This is a genomic window from Streptomyces sp. NPDC058221 (genome assembly GCF_042882365.1).
Taxonomy (GTDB): domain Bacteria; phylum Actinomycetota; class Actinomycetes; order Streptomycetales; family Streptomycetaceae; genus Streptomyces.
Window position 1 is genome coordinate 18082 of record NZ_JBHVWF010000017.1, and the last position, 18024, is coordinate 36105.

Annotated in this window: 14 protein-coding genes and 1 pseudogene; 6 read left to right on the forward strand and 9 right to left on the reverse strand. The window is 68.2% G+C overall.

Features of this window, described 5'->3' with window-relative positions; genetic code table 11:
• Nucleotides 1-200: 200 nt before the first annotated feature.
• A complete protein-coding gene (locus ACFVW8_RS08365; protein ID WP_389687397.1) occupies nucleotides 201-1652 on the forward strand; it encodes a glycoside hydrolase family 76 protein in 1452 nt (483 codons plus the stop codon).
• A 34-nt stretch (nucleotides 1653-1686) separates the two neighbouring features.
• On the opposite strand, the gene ACFVW8_RS08370 is transcribed toward ACFVW8_RS08365, so the two are convergent.
• From ACFVW8_RS08370 to ACFVW8_RS08380, 3 genes are all read right to left on the reverse strand, one after another.
• On the reverse strand, nucleotides 1687-3321 hold the full coding sequence (locus ACFVW8_RS08370) for a cation acetate symporter (protein WP_389687399.1): 1635 nt from the start codon (nucleotides 3319-3321) through the stop codon (nucleotides 1687-1689).
• Nucleotides 3318-3680: a hypothetical protein gene (locus tag ACFVW8_RS08375; protein WP_389687401.1), complete on the reverse strand. Its 363-nt coding sequence runs from the start codon at nucleotides 3678-3680 to the stop codon at nucleotides 3318-3320. The genes ACFVW8_RS08370 and ACFVW8_RS08375 overlap by 4 nt, the downstream gene beginning before the upstream one ends.
• 225 nt (nucleotides 3681-3905) lie before the next feature.
• Nucleotides 3906-6023 (reverse strand): SpoIIE family protein phosphatase, encoded by a 2118-nt coding sequence (locus tag ACFVW8_RS08380; protein WP_389687488.1) that lies wholly within the window; start codon nucleotides 6021-6023, stop codon nucleotides 3906-3908.
• Between the two features lie 2780 nt (nucleotides 6024-8803).
• On the opposite strand from ACFVW8_RS08380, the gene ACFVW8_RS08385 reads away from it, so the two are divergent.
• On the forward strand, nucleotides 8804-10048 hold the full coding sequence (locus ACFVW8_RS08385) for an MFS transporter (protein ID WP_389687403.1): 1245 nt from the start codon (nucleotides 8804-8806) through the stop codon (nucleotides 10046-10048).
• 196 nt (nucleotides 10049-10244) lie between these two features.
• Here ACFVW8_RS08385 and ACFVW8_RS08390 read toward each other — a convergent pair whose 3' ends face one another.
• Both ACFVW8_RS08390 and ACFVW8_RS08395 read right to left on the reverse strand, forming a co-directional pair.
• Complete coding sequence (locus ACFVW8_RS08390; RefSeq protein ID WP_389687405.1) at nucleotides 10245-10595, reverse strand: hypothetical protein; 351 nt, start codon at nucleotides 10593-10595, stop codon at nucleotides 10245-10247.
• A pseudogene (locus ACFVW8_RS08395) lies at nucleotides 10529-10786 on the reverse strand (IS5/IS1182 family transposase); the annotation flags it as partial. The pseudogene ACFVW8_RS08395 and the gene ACFVW8_RS08390, both read right to left, overlap by 67 nt.
• On the opposite strand from ACFVW8_RS08395, the gene ACFVW8_RS08400 reads away from it, so the two are divergent.
• On the forward strand, nucleotides 10730-11035 hold the full coding sequence (locus tag ACFVW8_RS08400; protein ID WP_389687495.1) for a hypothetical protein: 306 nt from the start codon (nucleotides 10730-10732) through the stop codon (nucleotides 11033-11035). The pseudogene ACFVW8_RS08395 and the gene ACFVW8_RS08400 overlap by 57 nt on opposite strands.
• 623 nt (nucleotides 11036-11658) lie before the next feature.
• On the opposite strand, the gene ACFVW8_RS08405 is transcribed toward ACFVW8_RS08400, so the two are convergent.
• Both ACFVW8_RS08405 and ACFVW8_RS08410 read right to left on the reverse strand, forming a co-directional pair.
• The gene (locus tag ACFVW8_RS08405; RefSeq protein WP_389687407.1) at nucleotides 11659-13053 is read right to left on the reverse strand and encodes a Mucin-2; all 1395 of its coding nucleotides are present in this window, start codon (nucleotides 13051-13053) and stop codon (nucleotides 11659-11661) included.
• Between the two features lie 187 nt (nucleotides 13054-13240).
• Entirely contained in the window at nucleotides 13241-14113 is an 873-nt protein-coding gene (locus ACFVW8_RS08410; RefSeq protein WP_389687409.1) for a ketopantoate reductase family protein, read from the reverse strand.
• A gap of 70 nt (nucleotides 14114-14183) precedes the next feature.
• Between ACFVW8_RS08410 and ACFVW8_RS08415 the strand changes: the two genes are divergently transcribed.
• Together ACFVW8_RS08415 and ACFVW8_RS08420 are read left to right on the forward strand one after the other, a co-directional pair.
• Nucleotides 14184-14813: a TetR/AcrR family transcriptional regulator gene (locus tag ACFVW8_RS08415; RefSeq protein WP_389687411.1), complete on the forward strand. Its 630-nt coding sequence runs from the start codon at nucleotides 14184-14186 to the stop codon at nucleotides 14811-14813.
• A 354-nt stretch (nucleotides 14814-15167) separates the two neighbouring features.
• Nucleotides 15168-15563, forward strand: a complete 396-nt coding sequence (locus tag ACFVW8_RS08420) for a molybdopterin-binding protein (protein WP_389687490.1) — start codon at nucleotides 15168-15170, stop codon at nucleotides 15561-15563.
• Nucleotides 15564-15713: 150 nt separating this feature from the next.
• On the opposite strand, the gene ACFVW8_RS08425 is transcribed toward ACFVW8_RS08420, so the two are convergent.
• Together ACFVW8_RS08425 and ACFVW8_RS08430 are read right to left on the reverse strand one after the other, a co-directional pair.
• A complete protein-coding gene (locus ACFVW8_RS08425; RefSeq protein ID WP_389687413.1) occupies nucleotides 15714-15857 on the reverse strand; it encodes a hypothetical protein in 144 nt (47 codons plus the stop codon).
• A 101-nt stretch (nucleotides 15858-15958) separates the two neighbouring features.
• Nucleotides 15959-17005: an NAD(P)-dependent alcohol dehydrogenase gene (locus ACFVW8_RS08430; RefSeq protein ID WP_389687415.1), complete on the reverse strand. Its 1047-nt coding sequence runs from the start codon at nucleotides 17003-17005 to the stop codon at nucleotides 15959-15961.
• Between the two features lie 149 nt (nucleotides 17006-17154).
• Between ACFVW8_RS08430 and ACFVW8_RS08435 the strand changes: the two genes are divergently transcribed.
• Nucleotides 17155-18018 carry a helix-turn-helix transcriptional regulator gene (locus ACFVW8_RS08435; RefSeq protein WP_389687417.1) on the forward strand — a complete coding sequence of 288 codons (864 nt, stop codon included), beginning with the start codon at nucleotides 17155-17157 and terminating at the stop codon, nucleotides 18016-18018.
• Nucleotides 18019-18024: the final 6 nt, after the last annotated feature.

An 18024-nucleotide genomic window follows, 5' to 3' on the forward strand; every position in this document is an offset into this window, starting at 1 on the left:
CGGTCGAGTACATCACGGCCCGGTCAGCGGGGCCGTGACCGCGGCCCCGCTGCCGAATCAGATCGGAAAGCCCGGCTTTGTCGCGGATGTGGCCGAGTCGTTGACGTGATCATGCAGCCTGGCTAACTTCAGAAAACACTCTCCTGAAGTCCGCAGAGCAGCATCCCCCACCGTGACCCAACGTTTCGGGAGTCTCCTCCATGAAGCCATTGCGAACCATTCAGGTCGCGGCGCTCGCCGCGCTGACAACGTTATCCCCTCTCGTTGCCGCCGGCGCACCGACCGCGACTGCGGCGTCGGCCTCGGCGGCCGTGTGCAACACGTACTGTGACGCGCGGGACCCGGCGCTGAGCACCGAGGACCGCGTCGCGGTCGGCGCCACGGTTTCCGAGCGGTCGATCGAGCTGCACTTCGACGATGCCGCCGCGATGGGCTGGGCGTCCATCGACAACGGCGGAGCCGACGACCGTGTGTGGCTTGACCGGTCCATGGACGGCGGCCGGACCTGGGACTCGGGCAGCCGTCTCGGGGACACCGCCGTGCCGGCCGGAGGACAGGGCTGGCGCACCCAGATGTACAACGTCGACGAGTGGAACACCCAGGGCGTCGGGGCCCTGAGGGCCTGCGGGCAGCCGGCCGGGGGAGCCGTCGCGTGTACGCCCTGGGCGCGCACCACCTGGAACGCGGGCAGCCGCAGTGCCGCGGCGGCCACCGCGCTGATGATGTCGTTCGACCGGGGCAGCAAACTCTTCGGCGGCGACGGGTGGTGGACGTCCGCCAACGCCCTGACCGCGGTCATCGACAGCAGCCGGATCAGCGGAATGGGCAGCTACACCTACGCCATCGCCGAGACGTACGACAAGAACATCAACGCGCAGGGTGGGCAGTTCCGTAACGGGTACCTCGACGACACCGGGTGGTGGGGTCTGGCGTGGATCGATGCCTACGACGTGACCGGCGACACCCGGTACCTCGACACCGCGCGGGCCGACGCCGACCACATGAACGAGAACTGGAACGACACTTGCGGTGGCGGAGTCCGCTGGAGCACGGACGGCAACTACAAGAACGCCATCACCAACGAGCTGTTCCTCCAGCTCAACTCGGCCCTGCACAACCGGATCCCCGGCGACACCAGCTACCTGGACCGGGCGAAGAGCGAATGGAACTGGTTCCAGGGAAGCGGCATGATCAACGGGGACCACATGATCAACGACGGTCTCACCGACGCGTGCGCCAACAACGGCCAGCCCACCTGGACCTACAACCAAGGCGTCGTCCTGGGTGCGTTGACCGAGTTCCACAAAGCCACCGGTGACGACGGTCTCCTGGCGACGGCACGCGAACTGGCCGACGCCTCCACCACTCGACTCGAGACGGACGGCGTACTGCGCGAACCGGGTGAGGGCGACAGCTGCACGGGGGACGGGCCCAGCTTCAAGGGCGCCTACGTACGCGGCCTTGGCGCGCTCAACCGCCAGCTGTCCGACCATCCCTACGCCCCGGCCCTCACCCGCTGGGCGGACAGCGCATACGACCACGACCGCAACGACTTGGACCAGTACGGCCCGCACTGGAGCGGCGGCAACGGCACCAGCGACTACGGCTGCCAGCAGAGCGTTCTCGACCTCCTCAACGCCGCCACGAGCTGAGAAGACCGGAACCACCGCCCGCCACTCGTCGAGGTCACCGCACTCGACCGGGTGGGTCTGCAGCTCCTGCCCCTGTCAAGGCTCGTTTTTCCAGGTCCTTGTACCGGCCCCGGGCCTTCGACCTGGACGCCGTCATCAGGCTCGCAGCCCACCCGGCGAGGAAGCCCACCGGCACGGACACGAGGCCCGTTGCCTCCAGGGGGAACCAGGCGAAGTCGGCTCCGGGCAGGACGGAGGTAGCTGAACCCGAGACGGCCGGACCGAACATTTGCAGCACCACACAGGAGGCGAGTCCTCCGTAGACGCTCCAGAGCATGCCCGCCCGTGTGTAGCCCGACCAGAAGAGTTCGAATACAAGTGTGGGCAGGATGGCGGCTGCCGCGGCCGTGATGGCGAACTGGGCGAGGAAGGTGACTTCCTTGCCCTCCAGCGCGACCGCGAGCACCACAGCCGGCGCGCCGACGGCGATTGCAGACCAGCGCAGGGTACGCATCTCAGTCGTTGCCCGTCGGTCGCGTCCGCCTCCGCGGGCGAAGACGTCGTGTGCCAGAGAGGCCGCAGACGAAAGGGTCAGCGCTGCCACCACAGTGAGGCTGGTCAGGAAGATCATGGATACGGTGAGCGCGATCGTCAGGCCTCCGGCGGTTCCGTCGGAGGCCAGCTGTATGGCAAGAAGCGGCAGGGCCGCGAGCCCGTCGGGGTCTGCGGCGCGGACGGTTTCGGTCCCGACGACCGCTGTCGCCCCGAAACCCAGGAGGATCGCCAGTCCGCAGAAGACGGCGACCGGCCCGACGGCGTATGTGACCGTACGGCGGGCGGAGTCACCTCGGTCGGCTGCGTTGAGACGCATCAGCATGTGGGGGCCCACAGCGGCTCCGAGGATCATGGTGATCAGCATGGAGAGCTGGGACCAGGCGTCGGTGGCTCCGGCGCCGTGGAGCGGGCTCCGTTCGTAGTAGTGCGCCGGGTCCGTGCTGTTGCGTGCTGCTGCGTGGAGCAGCTGGTTCACGTTCCAGCCGAACGCATCCAGCACCTGGTAGGCGAGCACTGCCATGGCGACGAGCAGGACGACCGTCTTGATGGTCTGGAGGATGCTGTTGCCCCGCATCCCGCTGAGGGAAGCCGCGCAGATCATGACTGCTCCGATGAGGGCCGTACAGACCTGCGCGGCGGCGCCGGTATCGGAGAGACCCATCAGAAACGTCACAGCGGCGCCGGCGACCACCAGCTGAACGACGATCAGGGGCAGACAGAAACACAGGGTCGCAACGGTCCCCGCGATACGCGCGGAGGAGCCAGGGAAGCGCGCCCCCAAGGTATCGCCGAGAGTGAACTCACCGACATTGCGCAGCGGTTGAGCGAGAAGTAGGAGCACCCCCAGGGAACCCGCTGTGCTGACGGCCAGGGCCATGCCGTCATAGCCGGAGAGTGTCACCAGGCCCGTGGTAGTCATCAGGGTGATGACGGAGATGTGATCCCCTGCCAGAGCGAGAGCGTTGGTCACCGGCCTTACGGAGCGTCCGGCCACATACACGTCCGCCGGCCCGTCGGAGTCCGCTCCGTACATGAGGTACATGAGGACCACGCAGCAGACCACCAGGAGGAAGGCCACCAGAGGTATGGCGCTCGTCGGTCCTGCGGCGAGGAGCTGGTCGGTTCGGTCCGTCATCGTCTGTCATCCCCGCCCACGGGGGACAGCGCGAGGTCTCCACCGTTCCATTCCCGGTATGCCCCTTGGTGGTTGCGGTCGAATTGGACCGCTGTCGCGAGCAGCAGACATCCCTGTGCGGCGAACAGCAGCATGCCGACGGTGAGTTCGCCTGCAACCGTGGCCCCTACGGGTATCCCGGTGAGCGTCGGAAGGCCCACGATCGCCGCCCAGCCGACGGCGTTGACGACGGCGAAACGCTTGCGTGAACGGGAAACGGCAGTGCGTAGTGTGTCCAGGCCGTCCTCACCGCGCTCGGTTCCCAAGGGTGGCGCGCCGTGCCGCCTCGGCTCGAAGAACGAGTGCTGGGGTGTCTCCACGATGTCTCCTGATCGGGCCCAAGGGGGAAGCCGGCCGACCGGGTGACCCAGCCCGGGCAGTGGCAGACAGCGGCGACCGGCGCCGAAGAGGACGCCGATCGCCGGAGCGCGCCCGAACACGACGTGAGCGGCGTGGGCGGGCAGACGGTGTATCGACGGGACGCCGGCCAGGGCAGGGCACGACCGTGTCCCGACCGACGGCGGTGCTGAGCTGCGGCAGTGGTGTCAGGAAAGCCGGGTCGCCGGGCCGCTGCCCGGCTGCGGTCCGAGCACTCGGTCCGGCAATGCCAGCTCCGCCCAGATAGTCTTCCCCGACTGCCTGTACCTGCTGCCCCAGCGGTTACTCAGCTGGGCGACGAGGAACAACCCGCGGCCACCCTCATCGGTCGAGGATGCTCGGCGCAGTCTGGGTTGGGTGTTGCTGGGATCGCTGACCTCGCAGACGAGGACGTCGTCGTGGATGAGTCGAAGGCCGACAGGGCCTCCCGCGTACCGGACGGCGTTGGTGATCAGTTCGCTCACGATCAGCTCGACAGTGAAGTCGATATCCGCCAGGCCCCACTCGCCGACCTTGCCCGCGACCGCGGCCCTGGCGTCGGCGACCGTGGCCGGATCGGCTGGGAACTCCCACTCGGCGATGGTGTCGTGCCGCAGCGGACGGACCGCGGCGAGCAGCAAAGCCGTGTCGTCGGCCGCTGGATGGTCGGCTTGCTCGGCGGTCAGTTCCTGGCTGGCTGCCTTGAGAGAGCGCTGGTCACGATGCAGGTCGGCAATGCGGTCGGCGAGCCGGTTCACCGCAGCGTCGATACCGTCGGTCGACTGACCGATCAGCCCGTCACTGTAGAGAGCCAGCCAGCTGTCCGGAGCAAGGTGGATGGTGGTCGCCTCGAACGGCAGGCCGCCCACGCCCAGCGGTGGGCCGGGCCGAACGGGGAGGGGACGAGTGGTGCCGTCCGGCTCGGCCACGATGGGCGGGGGGTGTCCGGCGCTGGCCACCGTGCACAGTTGCGTGACCGGATCGTAGAGCGCGACCAGACACGTGGCACCCACGGTGTCGCGTTCAGCCGGGTCGGCCTCGGCAGCGAGCCGTGCAACCAATTCGTCCAGGCGGCTGAGGAGTTCGTCCGGAGGAAGTTCCAGGTCGGCCAGTGTCTGCACGGCGGTACGCAGCCGTCCCATGGTGGCCGCGGCGTGCAGCCCGTGCCCGATCACATCGCCGACGACCAGGGCGACCCTCAGAGAGGGGAGCGGGATCACGTCGAACCAATCACCTCCGATCTCCGCGCCGCCTGCGGCGGGCAGGTACTCTCCTACGGCCTCCACCGCCGGGGTGAGCGTCGTGGCAGCCGGCAGCAGGCGTTGTTGCAGGGCTACGGCGGCACGGTGCTCCCGGGTGTACCGGCGCGCGTTGTCGATACTGAGCGCCGCGTGCGCGGCGATCTCCGCCAACATATCGGCGTCCTGCTGGTCGAAAGGGTTGTCGTCACTGGTGCGCCAAGCGCTGATGAGCCCGAGGACCAGGCCGCGGGCGAACAGCGGGGCCATGGCCAAGGACTGACCGTTGTCCGGGATGAGCAATCCACTCAGCCCGTTGTCGACTGTCGCCTGTGCGATCGACTGCCGATCGAAGAGAACCGTGTGTCCCTCCTGGAGGTCGCGAACAGCCGGCTGGTCCGGCAGACGAGGAAAGCTGTCGCCGAGTTGCAGTAGCGCTTTGGGCCAGCCATGGGTCGCCCGAACCGCCATGCGCCGTAGATGAAGATCGCCGCCGCCGAACGTCCTGGGTGGCTCGTCGCCCGCCAGGACCTTGTCGGCGAGGTCGACAGCCACCAGGTCCGCGAAGTCGGGTACGAGGACCTCGGCGATGTCCTGGGCGGTCCTGCGGACGTCCAGGGAACGGCCGATGCGGGCAGCGGCCTGATGGCGCAACTGCAGTCGGCGACCGGCGAGCCACTGCGCTGTAGCATCCGTGACCAGCACCGTGACGCCGGTGGGCCGGCCGCGGCGGTCTGTGGTTCGCACTGCAGTCACCGAGAACGAGTATTCACGGGCAGGTTTGGAACGGGAGCGTCCGCGCACTGCGTGGTCGACCAACGGCACCCCTGTTTTGAGTACGGTGCGCAGCTCCGCCTCGATGGTGTCGGCATGGGGCGGCTCCATCACGTCCGCCAGGGTGCTGCCCAACGGCGGGGGTGACAGGCCGGGTGACGTGAAGTTGGTCCTTACGACGGAGAGATCGGTATCCCGCATGATGACTCCGACTTGCTCCTGAGCGAGCAAAGCGCGCAGTAGTACGGCCCCCTGCTCGGATTCCTCCGCACGGTCCACCGGAACAGCGAGCATCACTTGGTACGCAGTGTGCTCCAGAGGCAGAAGGCGCCAGTGGACACCCACGGTGTGCCCGCGGGAGTGACGCAAGAGCGCGCCCTTGGCGGTTGAGGGCCACAGCGGTGGAGCATCGCCCCCCGCCGAATCAGTGAACAGTCTGGATACAGGGTGGCCACACACCTCCTCGGCGGACCTGCCCAGCAATTCTGAGGCAGCCGGGGACCACTGCCTGACAATGCCGCGGTCATCGATGAGGGCGGCCACTACGCCCGCCAGAGTGTCGTAGCCGTCATCGTCGTGACCGGTGCGGGGATCCATGCCAGCCTCACAAACATCGATACCTACTACATCCCAAATGTGCGTATTCCCGTGATGTGTGCTGGTTTCGATCGACCAGCGAATGAGGTGGTGCGCGGGAGGTTCAACGGATGGTCGCCGAGGCACTCGTGGGCTTCGGTGCCATGCCTGTTCCCTCGACGGGCCGTTTCGGTCGCGCATAGAGGCCAGGTGGGCGACGTCTGCCGCGCTTGAGTGGAGCGCCGAGGGTCCGGACGGATTCCCCGAGGCTCGTGATGACTCCCTGCCGAGCCAGACGCCCTGGCGACTCGGATGATTCCTGACATACATATTAATGTACGCAATAGCCGCATTCCACGCCAGTCGGTGACCATTCGGAGTGATCTGCTGCGGTCCACCGCGCCAAGCTCTCTCGGTGCATGGCCTGAGCGCCGGGGCGCGCCGGGGCGAGCGTCTGATGAGGTCCTCGCCGCTCACGTAGGGAAACTGTCACGGACGCGCTCAGCGCTGTTGTGCCTGCTTCGGTCGGATCGCCTCGAGGAACCCGATCCTCCCCGCCTCGCAATGCTCGAGGGGCGCATGAAATCGGCGAGTCCTGACCAGGCCGGACCGGCTGGTCCGAACCCGGCCGTCACGTCCTCGGCGAGGACGTGATCGGTCCCATTGGTGAGCGTCCGGCGCCAACCCGTAGAGGTTGAGAACTTCTGTAATGGCCACCTTGTCGTGTTCAACCATGTTGGCACTCCTAGTCCTTGTCGTCCCCGAGGGGCGGGGTTTCGCCTGTGTCGGACGCATTCATCCAGTGCGTCGGCATGCTGTATTCAGGCGCTCGACGTAGCGCCGACGCGCCGGACTTCGAGGCCGGCGGTGCTACGCGAGAACACCGCCTCGTCTGGTTGACGGAGCGCACTCTTCGACTCCGCGCGCTGCGGCGGCAGGCGTGATCGGGTGTGTGTATGCGCCATCGACCAAGATTGGGCGGCCCGGCCTCCGGGGCGGCCGGCGGCCGACCTCGATCGTCCGGTGTTCGAGATCGGCTTCCGTCCCTCCTGGCTGCCTACGGCACGGAGCCGACGGGGCGGGGCTGACGTGGTCACCATCATTGGGAGCTATGGCAATAGTGTCAACACTTTGCTTCAGGGTGGCACCACTCGTAGCCCGATGGGCGCCGGCAGGGTTGCGCCCGGTAGGTCATCCGGTGGCTGTATATGGCCCGCGTCACAGGAAATTTTGGCGTAGGGCATCGATGGAGGCATTCGGTACGGCGTGACGCCTCCCTGCAGGAGTGGGTCCAGTCCATGCGCCTTAATGTTGACACTGTAGGGGTTCATGGGCGCCGACAGGCAGAGGTTCGGCGCTTGCCGGTGCGCGAGGCCTGTCGGGGTGACGCCGGGCCGAGGTGTCGGCGGCATCGCGGGAACGTGTTCGCGCCGGCCGGACGGGTCGTTCTGTGAATCGATGCGACCGTCACTCATGGCGGTATATGTAGACAGCTTGGCAGTATCAGGTGCCACTTCGCCGTGTACATAGCGGTTTTAACGTCGCCTAGTGGACGCTTTGGCCTATCTGTCGAGTGGTCAAGTTCGGTGTTCGGAAAAAAGTGTTGACATTTTAGAGAGGGTCTCTGAGCATGTCTGGAAATGCCCCGGCCCGAGCGCAGAAGGCGGACGACTTGAACCTCAATAAGGCCGGCCAGCTCAAGAACTGAACTGCCGACGCTCGACGCGGCGCGCTGTTTGTCGCTCCATGCGGAAGCGCCGGAGCACAGAGGCGAGTCGGTCCAGTGACGGCTTGGGCGACTCAACGCCACGCAGCGCTACACCGGATGACGCCTGAGCAAGAACGTCTGCCCCAGCCCGGACGGCCGGGGAACGGAGCGGAAGAGTGGAGGTAGCAGTGAGAGAAGGCGCCGAGTCGGTGACGGCCTCCGGATCGCCTGAGGCGGGCCTTTGGGTGCGATCCATCCGGGGAGCCTGCTCTCTGTGTCCCGGCGAGCCGATGGGCACAGGAGCAAGGTTGTTCACACCCCGTTCTGATGCAACGGCGACATAAGAGAGTGCGAGTTCGACACTCGTCGCCGGCACGGCTGCCGAAGAGCTGAGCCTTGGCGCATCCGGGTGGGGTGCGGACGGCTGAAGGCGTTGCATCGCAAGATCGATAAGGGCAGGTAGGCGGAGCTGTGGTCAGGCCACGCGCATTCCGGGGCGGGCCACGGGCCGCTTGAGCGTGCCGAAGACCTTAGCGGTCCGGGGCGGGCTGATCCGAACAACGCGAGGAATCGCAAGGGCTGCCGGTCCGAATCGACGTTCATCCCTACTCGGCGTCCGGGCTGCCCGCGCGCCCATGACGATACCTATCACTTCGGTCGACGAACACGATCCATACAGGACCTGGCCCGAACAAGTTACGTGCAGTTGCCGATAGTTCCGCTGAGCTGGATTCCCGTAGGTCGAACGCTCGTGGGAGGCGCTTCCGCAGGGAACCAAGGAGGATTCCGCATGACCATGGACAAGTCCGCAACGCTCGTACGGGCAGGCGAAGAACCGTCCGACACCGACGGAGAGTCGACGGGATGGCGTACGGCCATAGCATCCACACTCGGGCTCACCGTTGGCCCCAGCGTTCTCACCGTCATGTCGTTCGGGGCGTTCATCACCCCGCTCCACCGAGAGTTCGGCTGGAGCGTTTCGGCCATCGGTCTCGCCGCTTCCCTCCTCAGCGTCACAGTCATGATCATCTCGCCCCTGCAGGGCTACCTGGTCGACCGGTACGGCGGTCGCCGCCTCATCCTGTGCAGCTCGCCGGTCTTTGGGCTCTCTCTGATGGCGATGTATTTCCTGCCCGACAACCTGTCCGTGTTCTACCTGGCCTGGGCCCTCATCCCGGTCTGCGGTCTGGGCCTGTGGCCGGTGTCCTACCTCCGGCTCACAGCAGGGTGGTTCGAGCGCAAGCTGGGGTTCGCACTGGGGATTGCCAACTCCGGCATCGGAGTCGGCACGGTACTCGTCCCTATTCTCACGGCTTGGCTGATCGGGGCGTTCGGCTGGCGGGCTGCTTTCGTCGGGCTGGGGGCGGTGGCGCTCCTCGCCTTCCCGGTCGCGTTCTTCCTCATCACAGAGCCGAGCCCGCGCAAGACGGATGTCCAGACGGGCGGTGACCCGCTGAAGGCCTCAGCGAGGAGGCGACCGTTCTGGCTCATCCTGGGGGCGTTCCTCCTGCTGGGGCTGGTCGGTTCCTCCATAACGGTCTATCAGATTCCTCTGCTGCTCGACGCCGGCGTCCCGGAGAGCATCGCCAACCTGGTGCCGGTCGCGCTCGGGGTCGCGCTCATCGTGGCCAGGGTCGCCACCGGCTGGCTCCTGGACCGCTTCAAGGCGTTCGTGGTCATGTCCTTCAACCTCGCGGGCGGCCTCGTGTCGGTGCTGCTGTTCGCGTCCGGACCGAATGTGGTGACGGGGCTCATCGCTGCCGCCCTGGCCGGCTTGTTGATCGGTTCGGAGTTCGACGTGCTCAGCTATCTTGTTCCCCGGCATTTCGGACGTGTGGCTTACGGCAAGATCTACGGCATCGCGTTCTCGGCATTCCAGATCGGCGGGGCGATCGCTTCGTCCGCTGTGAGTGCGAGCCGGGAGAGCTATGGGTCCTACACCCCGGCCATGCTCACACTGGCCGTCGTGTGCGTGGTCTGCGCGGGTCTGTTCATGTACCTCGGCCCGTACCGGTACGACGCGGACCACGGGTGAGCTGGGTCGGAGGGCAGGAGTCCGGCGCAACTCGTGCCTCGGCATGGGCGGGGCTGTCCTGACCTGGGATCTGTTTCGTAGCCGGTGGTGAGGTGAGCGCTCGTCAGGCGAGCGGGATGCGGTGACGGACCCCGCCGAGGGCGGATTCGGCCAGTGCGGGCGTGACTGCCGCCGAGGGGGCCGGTCAAGGCGAATGTCAGGCCCGCGGCCGGCCTTTCGATACCGGTCGCAGGGCGTCCACCACGAGGTCCAGCAGTCGTCCCGTCAGCTCCGGGCTGCTGACGGCCGTCGTGGACAGGAATACCCCGAGGAGCATCATGGTGACCTCGTCCGGCTCGACGTCGGCCCGTAGTGAACCGGCCTGTGCCCCGGCGTCGAGGATCAGGGCGATTGCGGCACTGAGCCGTGCCCGGGTGGCCGGTGTCGCGATGGCGCCCGAGGCCCAGCCGGCGCGGAGGGTGTCGGAGATGCCTCTTGAAGTCGATGCGGCAGCGGACCGCCTCGGCGGCCTGCCGGTCCGACAGGCCGAGCAGGAACTGCAGCACACATCGTGTTGCCGACTGCGGCCTTCACACCGGACTCAGCCCAGACCAGGCAGTCGTTGCGATTGCCCGGCAGCGGCCGGCCGACCGCCACGACCAGGCGGGTGTCGGCGTCGATGACCACCTGATGGTTGGTGGAATGGCGATAGTTCTTCGACTGCTCGGCGACCTTGTGGTCCCGGGTGGGCACCAGGGTGCGGGTGAGGAAGTCCGCGCAGGTCGTGACCTTCTCGTCGGGGTGGATCTCGCTGTGGGCCGGGCGGGAGTGGTCGTCGACGGTGGAGTGGACGGCAGGGTCGAGAGCAACCTCGACGCCCTCACCGACGAAGAACGCGACGAGATCCGTCAGGCCACCTCGGCCCTGCGCCGGTCCCGCGCCGTACAGCTCGGCATGCCAACCCTCCGGCCAGCTGCCGGTGGCCTTCCACTCGAACGGGAAGCATGAAGCCAACCTCTCCGGCGGACCGGCTCGCCCAAGCTTGAACCGATGACTCCACCCGCCGCCGCAGGCGAGTGCCGGCCGTGCTCGACGACCTGACCCGCGACGGCCGACCGATCAACTTCTCCGCCGTCGCCCGCCTGGCCGGCGTCCACCGCAGCCTGATCTACCGCCACGGCGACCTCCACGCAGCCGTGGCAGCCAAGGCCGCCCAACCACCCAACAACACCAACGGGCCTCAGGTCAGCCGGAACTCCCTGCTGAGCGATCTGGCCAACCTCACCGAACGCAACACCCGCCTTGCGGGCCATGTGGCCCGCCTCGAACAACGTCTGTCCGAAGCCCTTGGCCAAGACGCCTGGCGCGCCACTGGCCTCGGCCTTCCCACCGACTCCGACGCCCTCCAGCAGAGGATCGACCACCTTGAACAACAAGTCGCCGAGCTCCGCGACCAGCTCTCCGAACGCGAAGAAGACCTCCAGGCATCCCGAGCCAAGAACCGCGAGTTGACGGCCCAGCTCAACAGCACCCCCCACTGCCCCGCTGACATGCGAACCGGGATACCAACCGCTGGTCGGTGGACCGCAGCCTTCACTTTGGGGTGCGAGCACATCGGTTCCGCCCGGCGGTCAGGCGGGAACGCCAGCCCGGTCCAGGACCGCGGTCATCTCGTCCTCGGGGAGCGCCGGGTTGGCACCCGCGCTGGATGCCAGTTCGAGGACGAGGAGGGCCTCGCGGAGCCGGTGGAGCGGGAGACGCGGGTCGCGGACCGCCGCCTGACGCGTCCTGACGACGGGGTCGTGGCTGAGCCGTTCGATCAGCTCCGGCGTGGCGGCCGAATCCCGTACGGCCAGCCGGCGGTAGTTCCCGTCGGGATGGTTCGCGTAGCGGGTGGCGAGGCCCTCGCGGGGAAACCGAGGGTGCGTCTGCGCCATCCAGGCGGAGAACGTCCCACCCAGCCGCGCAAATACCCGCATCAGGACCTCCTCCGGAGCGTCGGGGTGGTGAATGCCCAGGAGGTTCTCCACCACCGGGTCCTCGACGCGTGCGAGCAGGCGCAGCAGGTCAGGCGGCAGATGGGGGATCCGGGCGGCGGCGCGCTGGAGCAGCGGGTGGGTGGAGGTCGCGGCCCGGCGCATTACCTCGGGGTCGGCGAGCCCGTCTTGTACCCACCACACGCCGTCGCCCCTGTCGAGGTCCCCGGCCGGGAAGTCGATGGCCATACGCCGTGTCTCGTCCAGCTCGGGCCGCAGGGACACGGCGAGCCGTACGGCCTCGTCGGGGTCCACGGCGAGCCGCTCTACGAGGTCGGCGGGCAGCGACGGGTTCTCGGCGAGGGAGGTCAGGTGCGTCCGCTCGGCGACGCACCGCTCGGCGTCGGCACGGTCGAGGAGCCCGCGGCGCAGCGCCTCGGCGGCGGACTTCGGGTCGCGGAGGAGTTCGGCGGTCACGTGGCCGTCCCGCCGGCACTCCTGTAGCTCGGCGGCCCGCCGTACCTCGGTGTCGGGGTCGGCCAGCAGTGCCGACCGCTCGCCTGGCGACAGGCCCTCCCATGCACGCACCGCTTCCCGGCGCGCTGCCGCACGGTGATGAGTGGCCATCGATGCCACGAACGATGGCGCCAGATGGGGCGACTCCAGCAGGGCCGCGCATACGGAATGATCGGGGTCGTCGAGCAGGCGGGCGCACACGGCATCCGGGAGCGGCGCGACCTTTGCGCGCGGATCGTACACCTCGGGTCCATATGCGAGAGCCGTCCGCACCTTGGGAGAAGGATCGTCCGCGAGCCGAGCCCGCTGTGCGGGCTCCGCGCCGGCACTCATGGCGAAATCGATCCGGACCCCCGGGTTCGGGTGGGCCAGGATCAGCGTGACGGCCGACTCGGGGAGTCCGGCCCGGTGAAGAACGTCACGGGGCGGGCGGTCACCGTCTGCCCCGAAGGCGAGCAGGCGCAGCAGCAGCGGCGTCGGCAGCGCCGGATTTCGGGCCAATCCGTCCAGCGCGGATGCGTGGAACGCCACCATGATTCCCCTACCCCTGTGTCTTCCCCGACTGGTCCGCGCCCATGATCTCGTATGCCATGCACGACATCTGTCGACCACCGTTGCTCAGGTCCTTGAGACTTTGACCAGCACAGATGCCTACCGAGGGAAGAAGGGCTCCAGGTATCAAGTACGACGAACCGTCCGGACCCCGAGGTTAAAGATCAAGTTAGGGGGCTCCCACAGGGGCGCGGAGCTGTTCGGACAGCCGCTCGAGTTCGGCCGCCGTGGCAGGCGAGGGGTCGTTGAGTCCGCTGTGCACGGCCGTCGGGCTCTTCAGGAAGCGCCGGAGCACGGCGACGAGGAGTCCTTGCGGCAGAGCCCGCAACGCCGCGAACGCGCGAGGGACCGGCGGGGTCCCCATCGCGGCGAGGTTCTGCCGCATGACGTGCAGCATGCCGCGGACCGCGTCCGGGGCGTCGGCCAGCGCTACCGGGCCGCCCGCCGCGTGTACCGCCTGACCGAGCGGGACCTCGAACGCGGCGTGCGTCCGGAGCCAGGCGTCAATCTGCGGCTCGGCCTTGGCGTTGATCCCGGCGGTACGGAACGTCTCCACGATCCGTTCCAGTCGCGGGGTGGTACGGCCGTCGGGCTCGCCGATCGGCATCGCCACCCGGCGGGTGATGAGATTGCTCTTGCGGTAGCGGACCACGTCGCCGTCCATCGTGCCGCCAGTAGTGGGGAAGCCGAGCAGCACCCGCTCGTGGCCGATCACCGCACCCAGCGTCTCCGGGCCGGCTGCCCAGTTGAGAAGGAACAGCACGTCACCTTGGACGTCGGCGAGCGATTTCAGCACTGCATCTACCTGGTGGGTGCGGACGAAGACGGTGATCAGGTCGTACCCGCCGTCCGGGTGCTCGACCACCGGTACCGGCACCCGCTTGACAGCCGGGCCGCCCTCCTCGGCGAGTTGCACTCCGTGCCGGCGCAGGGCGGTCAGGCGCTCGCCCCGGGCGTGGAGCGAGACGTCGTGGCCGGCCTCATGCATGCGGGCGGCGAACAGGCTGCCGCAAACCCCTGCGCCGTACACGAGCAGCTTCATGACATCCCTCTTTCACACGTTCGTTTGATTCATACGTTCGTTTCATTGAAGCATATGTAGAGTCCCTCGTGTGGCGACCCCAGACACCCGCACCCAGATCATCGACGCGGCCGAGCACCTCTTCGCCGAGCACGGATACCGCGGCACATCCGTCCGCGCGATCACAAAACTCGCAGGCGCGAACCTGGCCGCCGTCGGCTACCACTTCGGCTCGAAGGCGGAGCTGATGGCCGCAGTCGCCCGCCGCGTGGTCGAGCCCATCAACGCCGCCCAGTGCGCCGGGCTCGACAAATTGCTCGCCAGGACCCCGGACCCACCGGTCAGCGAACTGGTGGAGGCATTCGTCGGGCCGCTGTTCGACGAGATGCCGGCCGGTGACGAGGGCGGCGCCCGGACGTCCCGGCTGATCGTGACGATCCTCAGCGACCCGGCCGAGGAGGTACGCAGCTGGACCGGCCCGGCCGAGGACTCGGTCCGCGAGTGCTACCTCGCAGCCTTCGCGCGCGTACTGCCCGGCCTTTCCCCGGAGGAGCTGTGGTTCCGGATGCGAGGGATCCTCGCCGTAACGGCCGTCGACCGTCTTGAGGTCCATCAGCAGCCCTCCCCTGGCTGCGTGTCCCCGGTAGCGGGCGAGGCGGCCCGGCGATGGGCGACCACGTTCCTGACGGCAGCGATGAGTGCGGCACCGACCCGGACCTGACGGCCCAGGACGGGCGCCGGCGGCGCGGGTCAGGCGGCGTTCGCCTGTGGACGAGGGCCTTGAGGTGCTTGCCGGCGGCGTTCGTGTTCCGCCGGCTGACGCATCGGCGAATCATGCTGCCCTGGGCCCCTTGTGGGTCGGATGGCCAGCGCCGTCGAGGGCGATGTGGCGGAGGGCGGTGAACGGGGCCTCGATCCTGTTCGGCCAGGAGCTGTTGACCGGGGCGTGGGCGATCTCGGCGTTATCGGCCGCCGCCCACGCCTGCGTGCGCTGCGCCCGGCGGACGTACGCATCGCGATCGTCTGTGACAACTACTCCGGGTTCAGGTGTCACCTTCGCGGCTGACGCAACCAGATCCCCGGCACCGTCGCCTCCGTCACCGCCGGTGAGGCCATGGCGACCGTGAAGGTCCGTCTCGCGGGCGGCCAGGACGTCACCGCCGCGATCACCACCGAGTCCGTCAAGGACCTGGGTCTCGCCGAGGGCTCCGAGGTGAAGATCCTGGTGAAGTCCACCGAGGTCTCCCTCGCCACCGGCCCGGTCGCCGGCGTCTCGATCCGCAACCAGATCGCCGGCACGGTCACCGACATCGCCGCCGGCGGCGCCATGGCCTCCGTCAAGGTCGACGTCGTAGGCGGCGCGCTCACCGCGGCCATCACCAAGGACGCCGTCGCCGACCTGAAGCTGGCCGCCGGCTCCTCGGTCGTCGCGCTGATCAAGTCGACCGAGGTCTCCCTCGCCACCGCCTGATCCGCGCGCACGGTCACCGCGGTGTCGGCCGGATCGATGACCCGGGCGTGGTGGGAGACGTTGGCGATCAAGATCGCTCCGCCTGACCTGGCCCGGGGCACGGCCTCCTCCCCACAGAGCGGTGGTTGAGGTGGCCGGCCTCGATGGACGTCAGGTCGTAGGTTGGTTCGGTCGGGCCACCGTGGCGACTTCCTGCGCGATTGCGGTGACCTCGCGGTGAGCCAGACCGCTGAGCGTGGAATCGAAGGGGCTGCCGATGTCGAAGATGACCTTGCCCGTACCGAGGCTCAGCACCTCGTGGATGGTCGGACGGACCAGGCGCGGCCGGACATCCGCGCCCCGTCCCCGGCGGTTCACCGGGGACGGGGCGCGGACCGGGGTTCCGGGCCCGGGGCTCAGATGGTGGCGGTGTCGATCACGAAGCGGTAGCGCACGTCGCTGGCGAGCACCCGCTCGTACGCCTCGTTGATCTGGTCCGCCCGGATCAGTTCGATCTCGGCGCCGAGAGAGTGCCGAGCGCAGAAGTCGAGCATCTCCTGCGTCTCGCGGATCCCGCCGATCCCGGAACCCGCGAGGGTCTTCCGGCCGCCGATGACGGAGAACAGGTTCAGCGAGACCGGCTCCTCCGGCGCTCCGACGTTCACCATCGCGCCGTCCGTTTTGAGCAGCGCGAGGTACGCGTCCAGTGGCAGCGGCGCCGAGACGGTGGAGACGATCAGGTCGAACGAGCCCTTGAGCTGCTCGAACGTCTCGGGATCGCTGGTCGCGAAGTAGTGGTCGGCGCCCAGCTTCAGTCCGTCGGCCTCCTTGCGCAGCGTCTGGCTGAGCACGGTCACCTCGGCGCCGAGCGCGTGCGCGATCTTGACGCCCATGTGTCCGAGGCCGCCGAGGCCGACGATCGCGACCTTCTTGCCGGGACCGGCGTTCCAGTGGGCGAGCGGCGAGTACGTGGTGATGCCGGCGCAGAGCAGCGGTGCCGCCTCGTCCAGGGCGATGCCCTCGGGGATGCGCAGGGTGTAGTTCTCGTCGACCACGACGTGGGTGGAGTACCCGCCGTAGGTGGGCTCGCCGTCCTTGCCGACGGCGTTGTACGTGCCGACGTTGCCCTCGGAGCAGTACTGCTCCAGACCGGCCAGGCAGTTCTCGCACGTGCGGCACGAGTCGACCATGCAGCCGACGCCGACGCGGTCGCCGACCTCGAACTTCGTCACGCCCGGACCGACCTCGGCGACGACGCCGGCGATCTCGTGGCCGGGCACCATCGGGAAGATGCCCTCGCCCCAGCCGTTGCGTGCCTGGTGGATGTCCGAGTGGCAGATCCCGGCGTACTTGATGTCGATCAGGACGTCGTGCTCGCCGACCGGGCGGCGCGGCACGGTCGTGCGCTCCAGCGGGGCCTTGGGGGCGGGGGCGGCGTATGCGGCGACGGTGGTGACAGTCATCCGGAAATGATCTCCTCAAAGGTGGGGTGGTTCTTCCACTGTGCCTCGTTCCCCGGCAAACACCCAGGTCCCGGCTGGGCCTACGTCTGCTGTGCGTACCACTGGCAGGGTCACGCTGGCCGTCGCGCCGTACCGGGATACTGGGAGGCATGGACCAGCGCGCCGAACTCAGCGAATTTCTCCGCATCCGCCGGGCCCGGCTCAAGCCCGGGGACGTCGGCCTGCCGGACGTGGGGCGCGCCCGCCGGGTCCCGGGGCTGCGCCGTGAGGAGCTGGCGCAGCTCGCCGGGGTGTCCGTGGCGTACTACACGCGCCTGGAGCAGGGAAACAGCGGGAACGTCTCCGGTGAGGTGCTGGACGCAATCGCCCGGGCACTGCGCCTGTCCGACACCGAGCACGCCCACCTCACACATCTGGCGAACCCGAAGACGAAGAAGAGGCGGGCCGCGGCCGCACGCCCCCAGCGGCTGCGGGCAGAGCTCCAGCATCTGATCGACGCCATGGACAGTGTGCCGGCGTACGTCCTGGGGATGCGGATGGAGATCCTGGCGTCGAACCGGATGGCGCGGGCGCTGCTCGGTGACGAGACGGCACTGCCGCCCGAGGAGCGGAACATGGCCAGGATCGTGTTCCTCGACCCGGACGCGCGGGATCTGTACGTGGACTGGGAGTGCAAGGCCGTCGAGCTGGTGAGCGCGCTGAGGCTCTGCGCGGGCTGCTGGCCGGATGACCAACAGCTCTCCGCGCTGGTGGGAGAGCTCTCCGTGAAGAGCGAGGAGTTCCGGACCCTGTGGGCCGCGCACACGGTTCAGGAGAAGGGGTACGGCACCAAGCGGCTGCACCATCCGCTGGTGGGCGATCTCACCCTGTCGTACGAGACGCTGAAGCTGCCCGCCGATCAGGACATGTCCCTGATCACCTTCCACGCGGCGCCGGGCTCGGCGTCCGAGGAGTCGATGCGCCTGCTGGGCAGCTGGGGCCTGGACACGGAGCCCCGGGCAGTGAACCGCTGACCGGCT

Excerpts from the sequence above, each read along its gene's own strand:
- ACFVW8_RS08400 (WP_389687495.1), top strand. The coding sequence starts at position 10,730 with ATGGCGATAGTTCTTCGACTGCTCGGCGACCTTGTGGTCCCGGGTGGG.
- ACFVW8_RS08430 (WP_389687415.1), bottom strand. The coding sequence starts at position 17,005 with ATGACTGTCACCACCGTCGCCGCATACGCCGCCCCCGCCCCCAAGGCC.
- ACFVW8_RS08410 (WP_389687409.1), bottom strand. The coding sequence starts at position 14,113 with ATGAAGCTGCTCGTGTACGGCGCAGGGGTTTGCGGCAGCCTGTTCGCC.
- ACFVW8_RS08365 (WP_389687397.1), top strand. The coding sequence starts at position 201 with ATGAAGCCATTGCGAACCATTCAGGTCGCGGCGCTCGCCGCGCTGACA.
- ACFVW8_RS08435 (WP_389687417.1), top strand. The coding sequence starts at position 17,155 with ATGGACCAGCGCGCCGAACTCAGCGAATTTCTCCGCATCCGCCGGGCC.
- ACFVW8_RS08380 (WP_389687488.1), bottom strand. The coding sequence starts at position 6,023 with ATGCTCGCTGTTCCGGTGGACCGTGCGGAGGAATCCGAGCAGGGGGCC.
- ACFVW8_RS08370 (WP_389687399.1), bottom strand. The coding sequence starts at position 3,321 with ATGACGGACCGAACCGACCAGCTCCTCGCCGCAGGACCGACGAGCGCC.
- ACFVW8_RS08405 (WP_389687407.1), bottom strand. The coding sequence starts at position 13,053 with ATGGTGGCGTTCCACGCATCCGCGCTGGACGGATTGGCCCGAAATCCG.
- ACFVW8_RS08385 (WP_389687403.1), top strand. The coding sequence starts at position 8,804 with ATGACCATGGACAAGTCCGCAACGCTCGTACGGGCAGGCGAAGAACCG.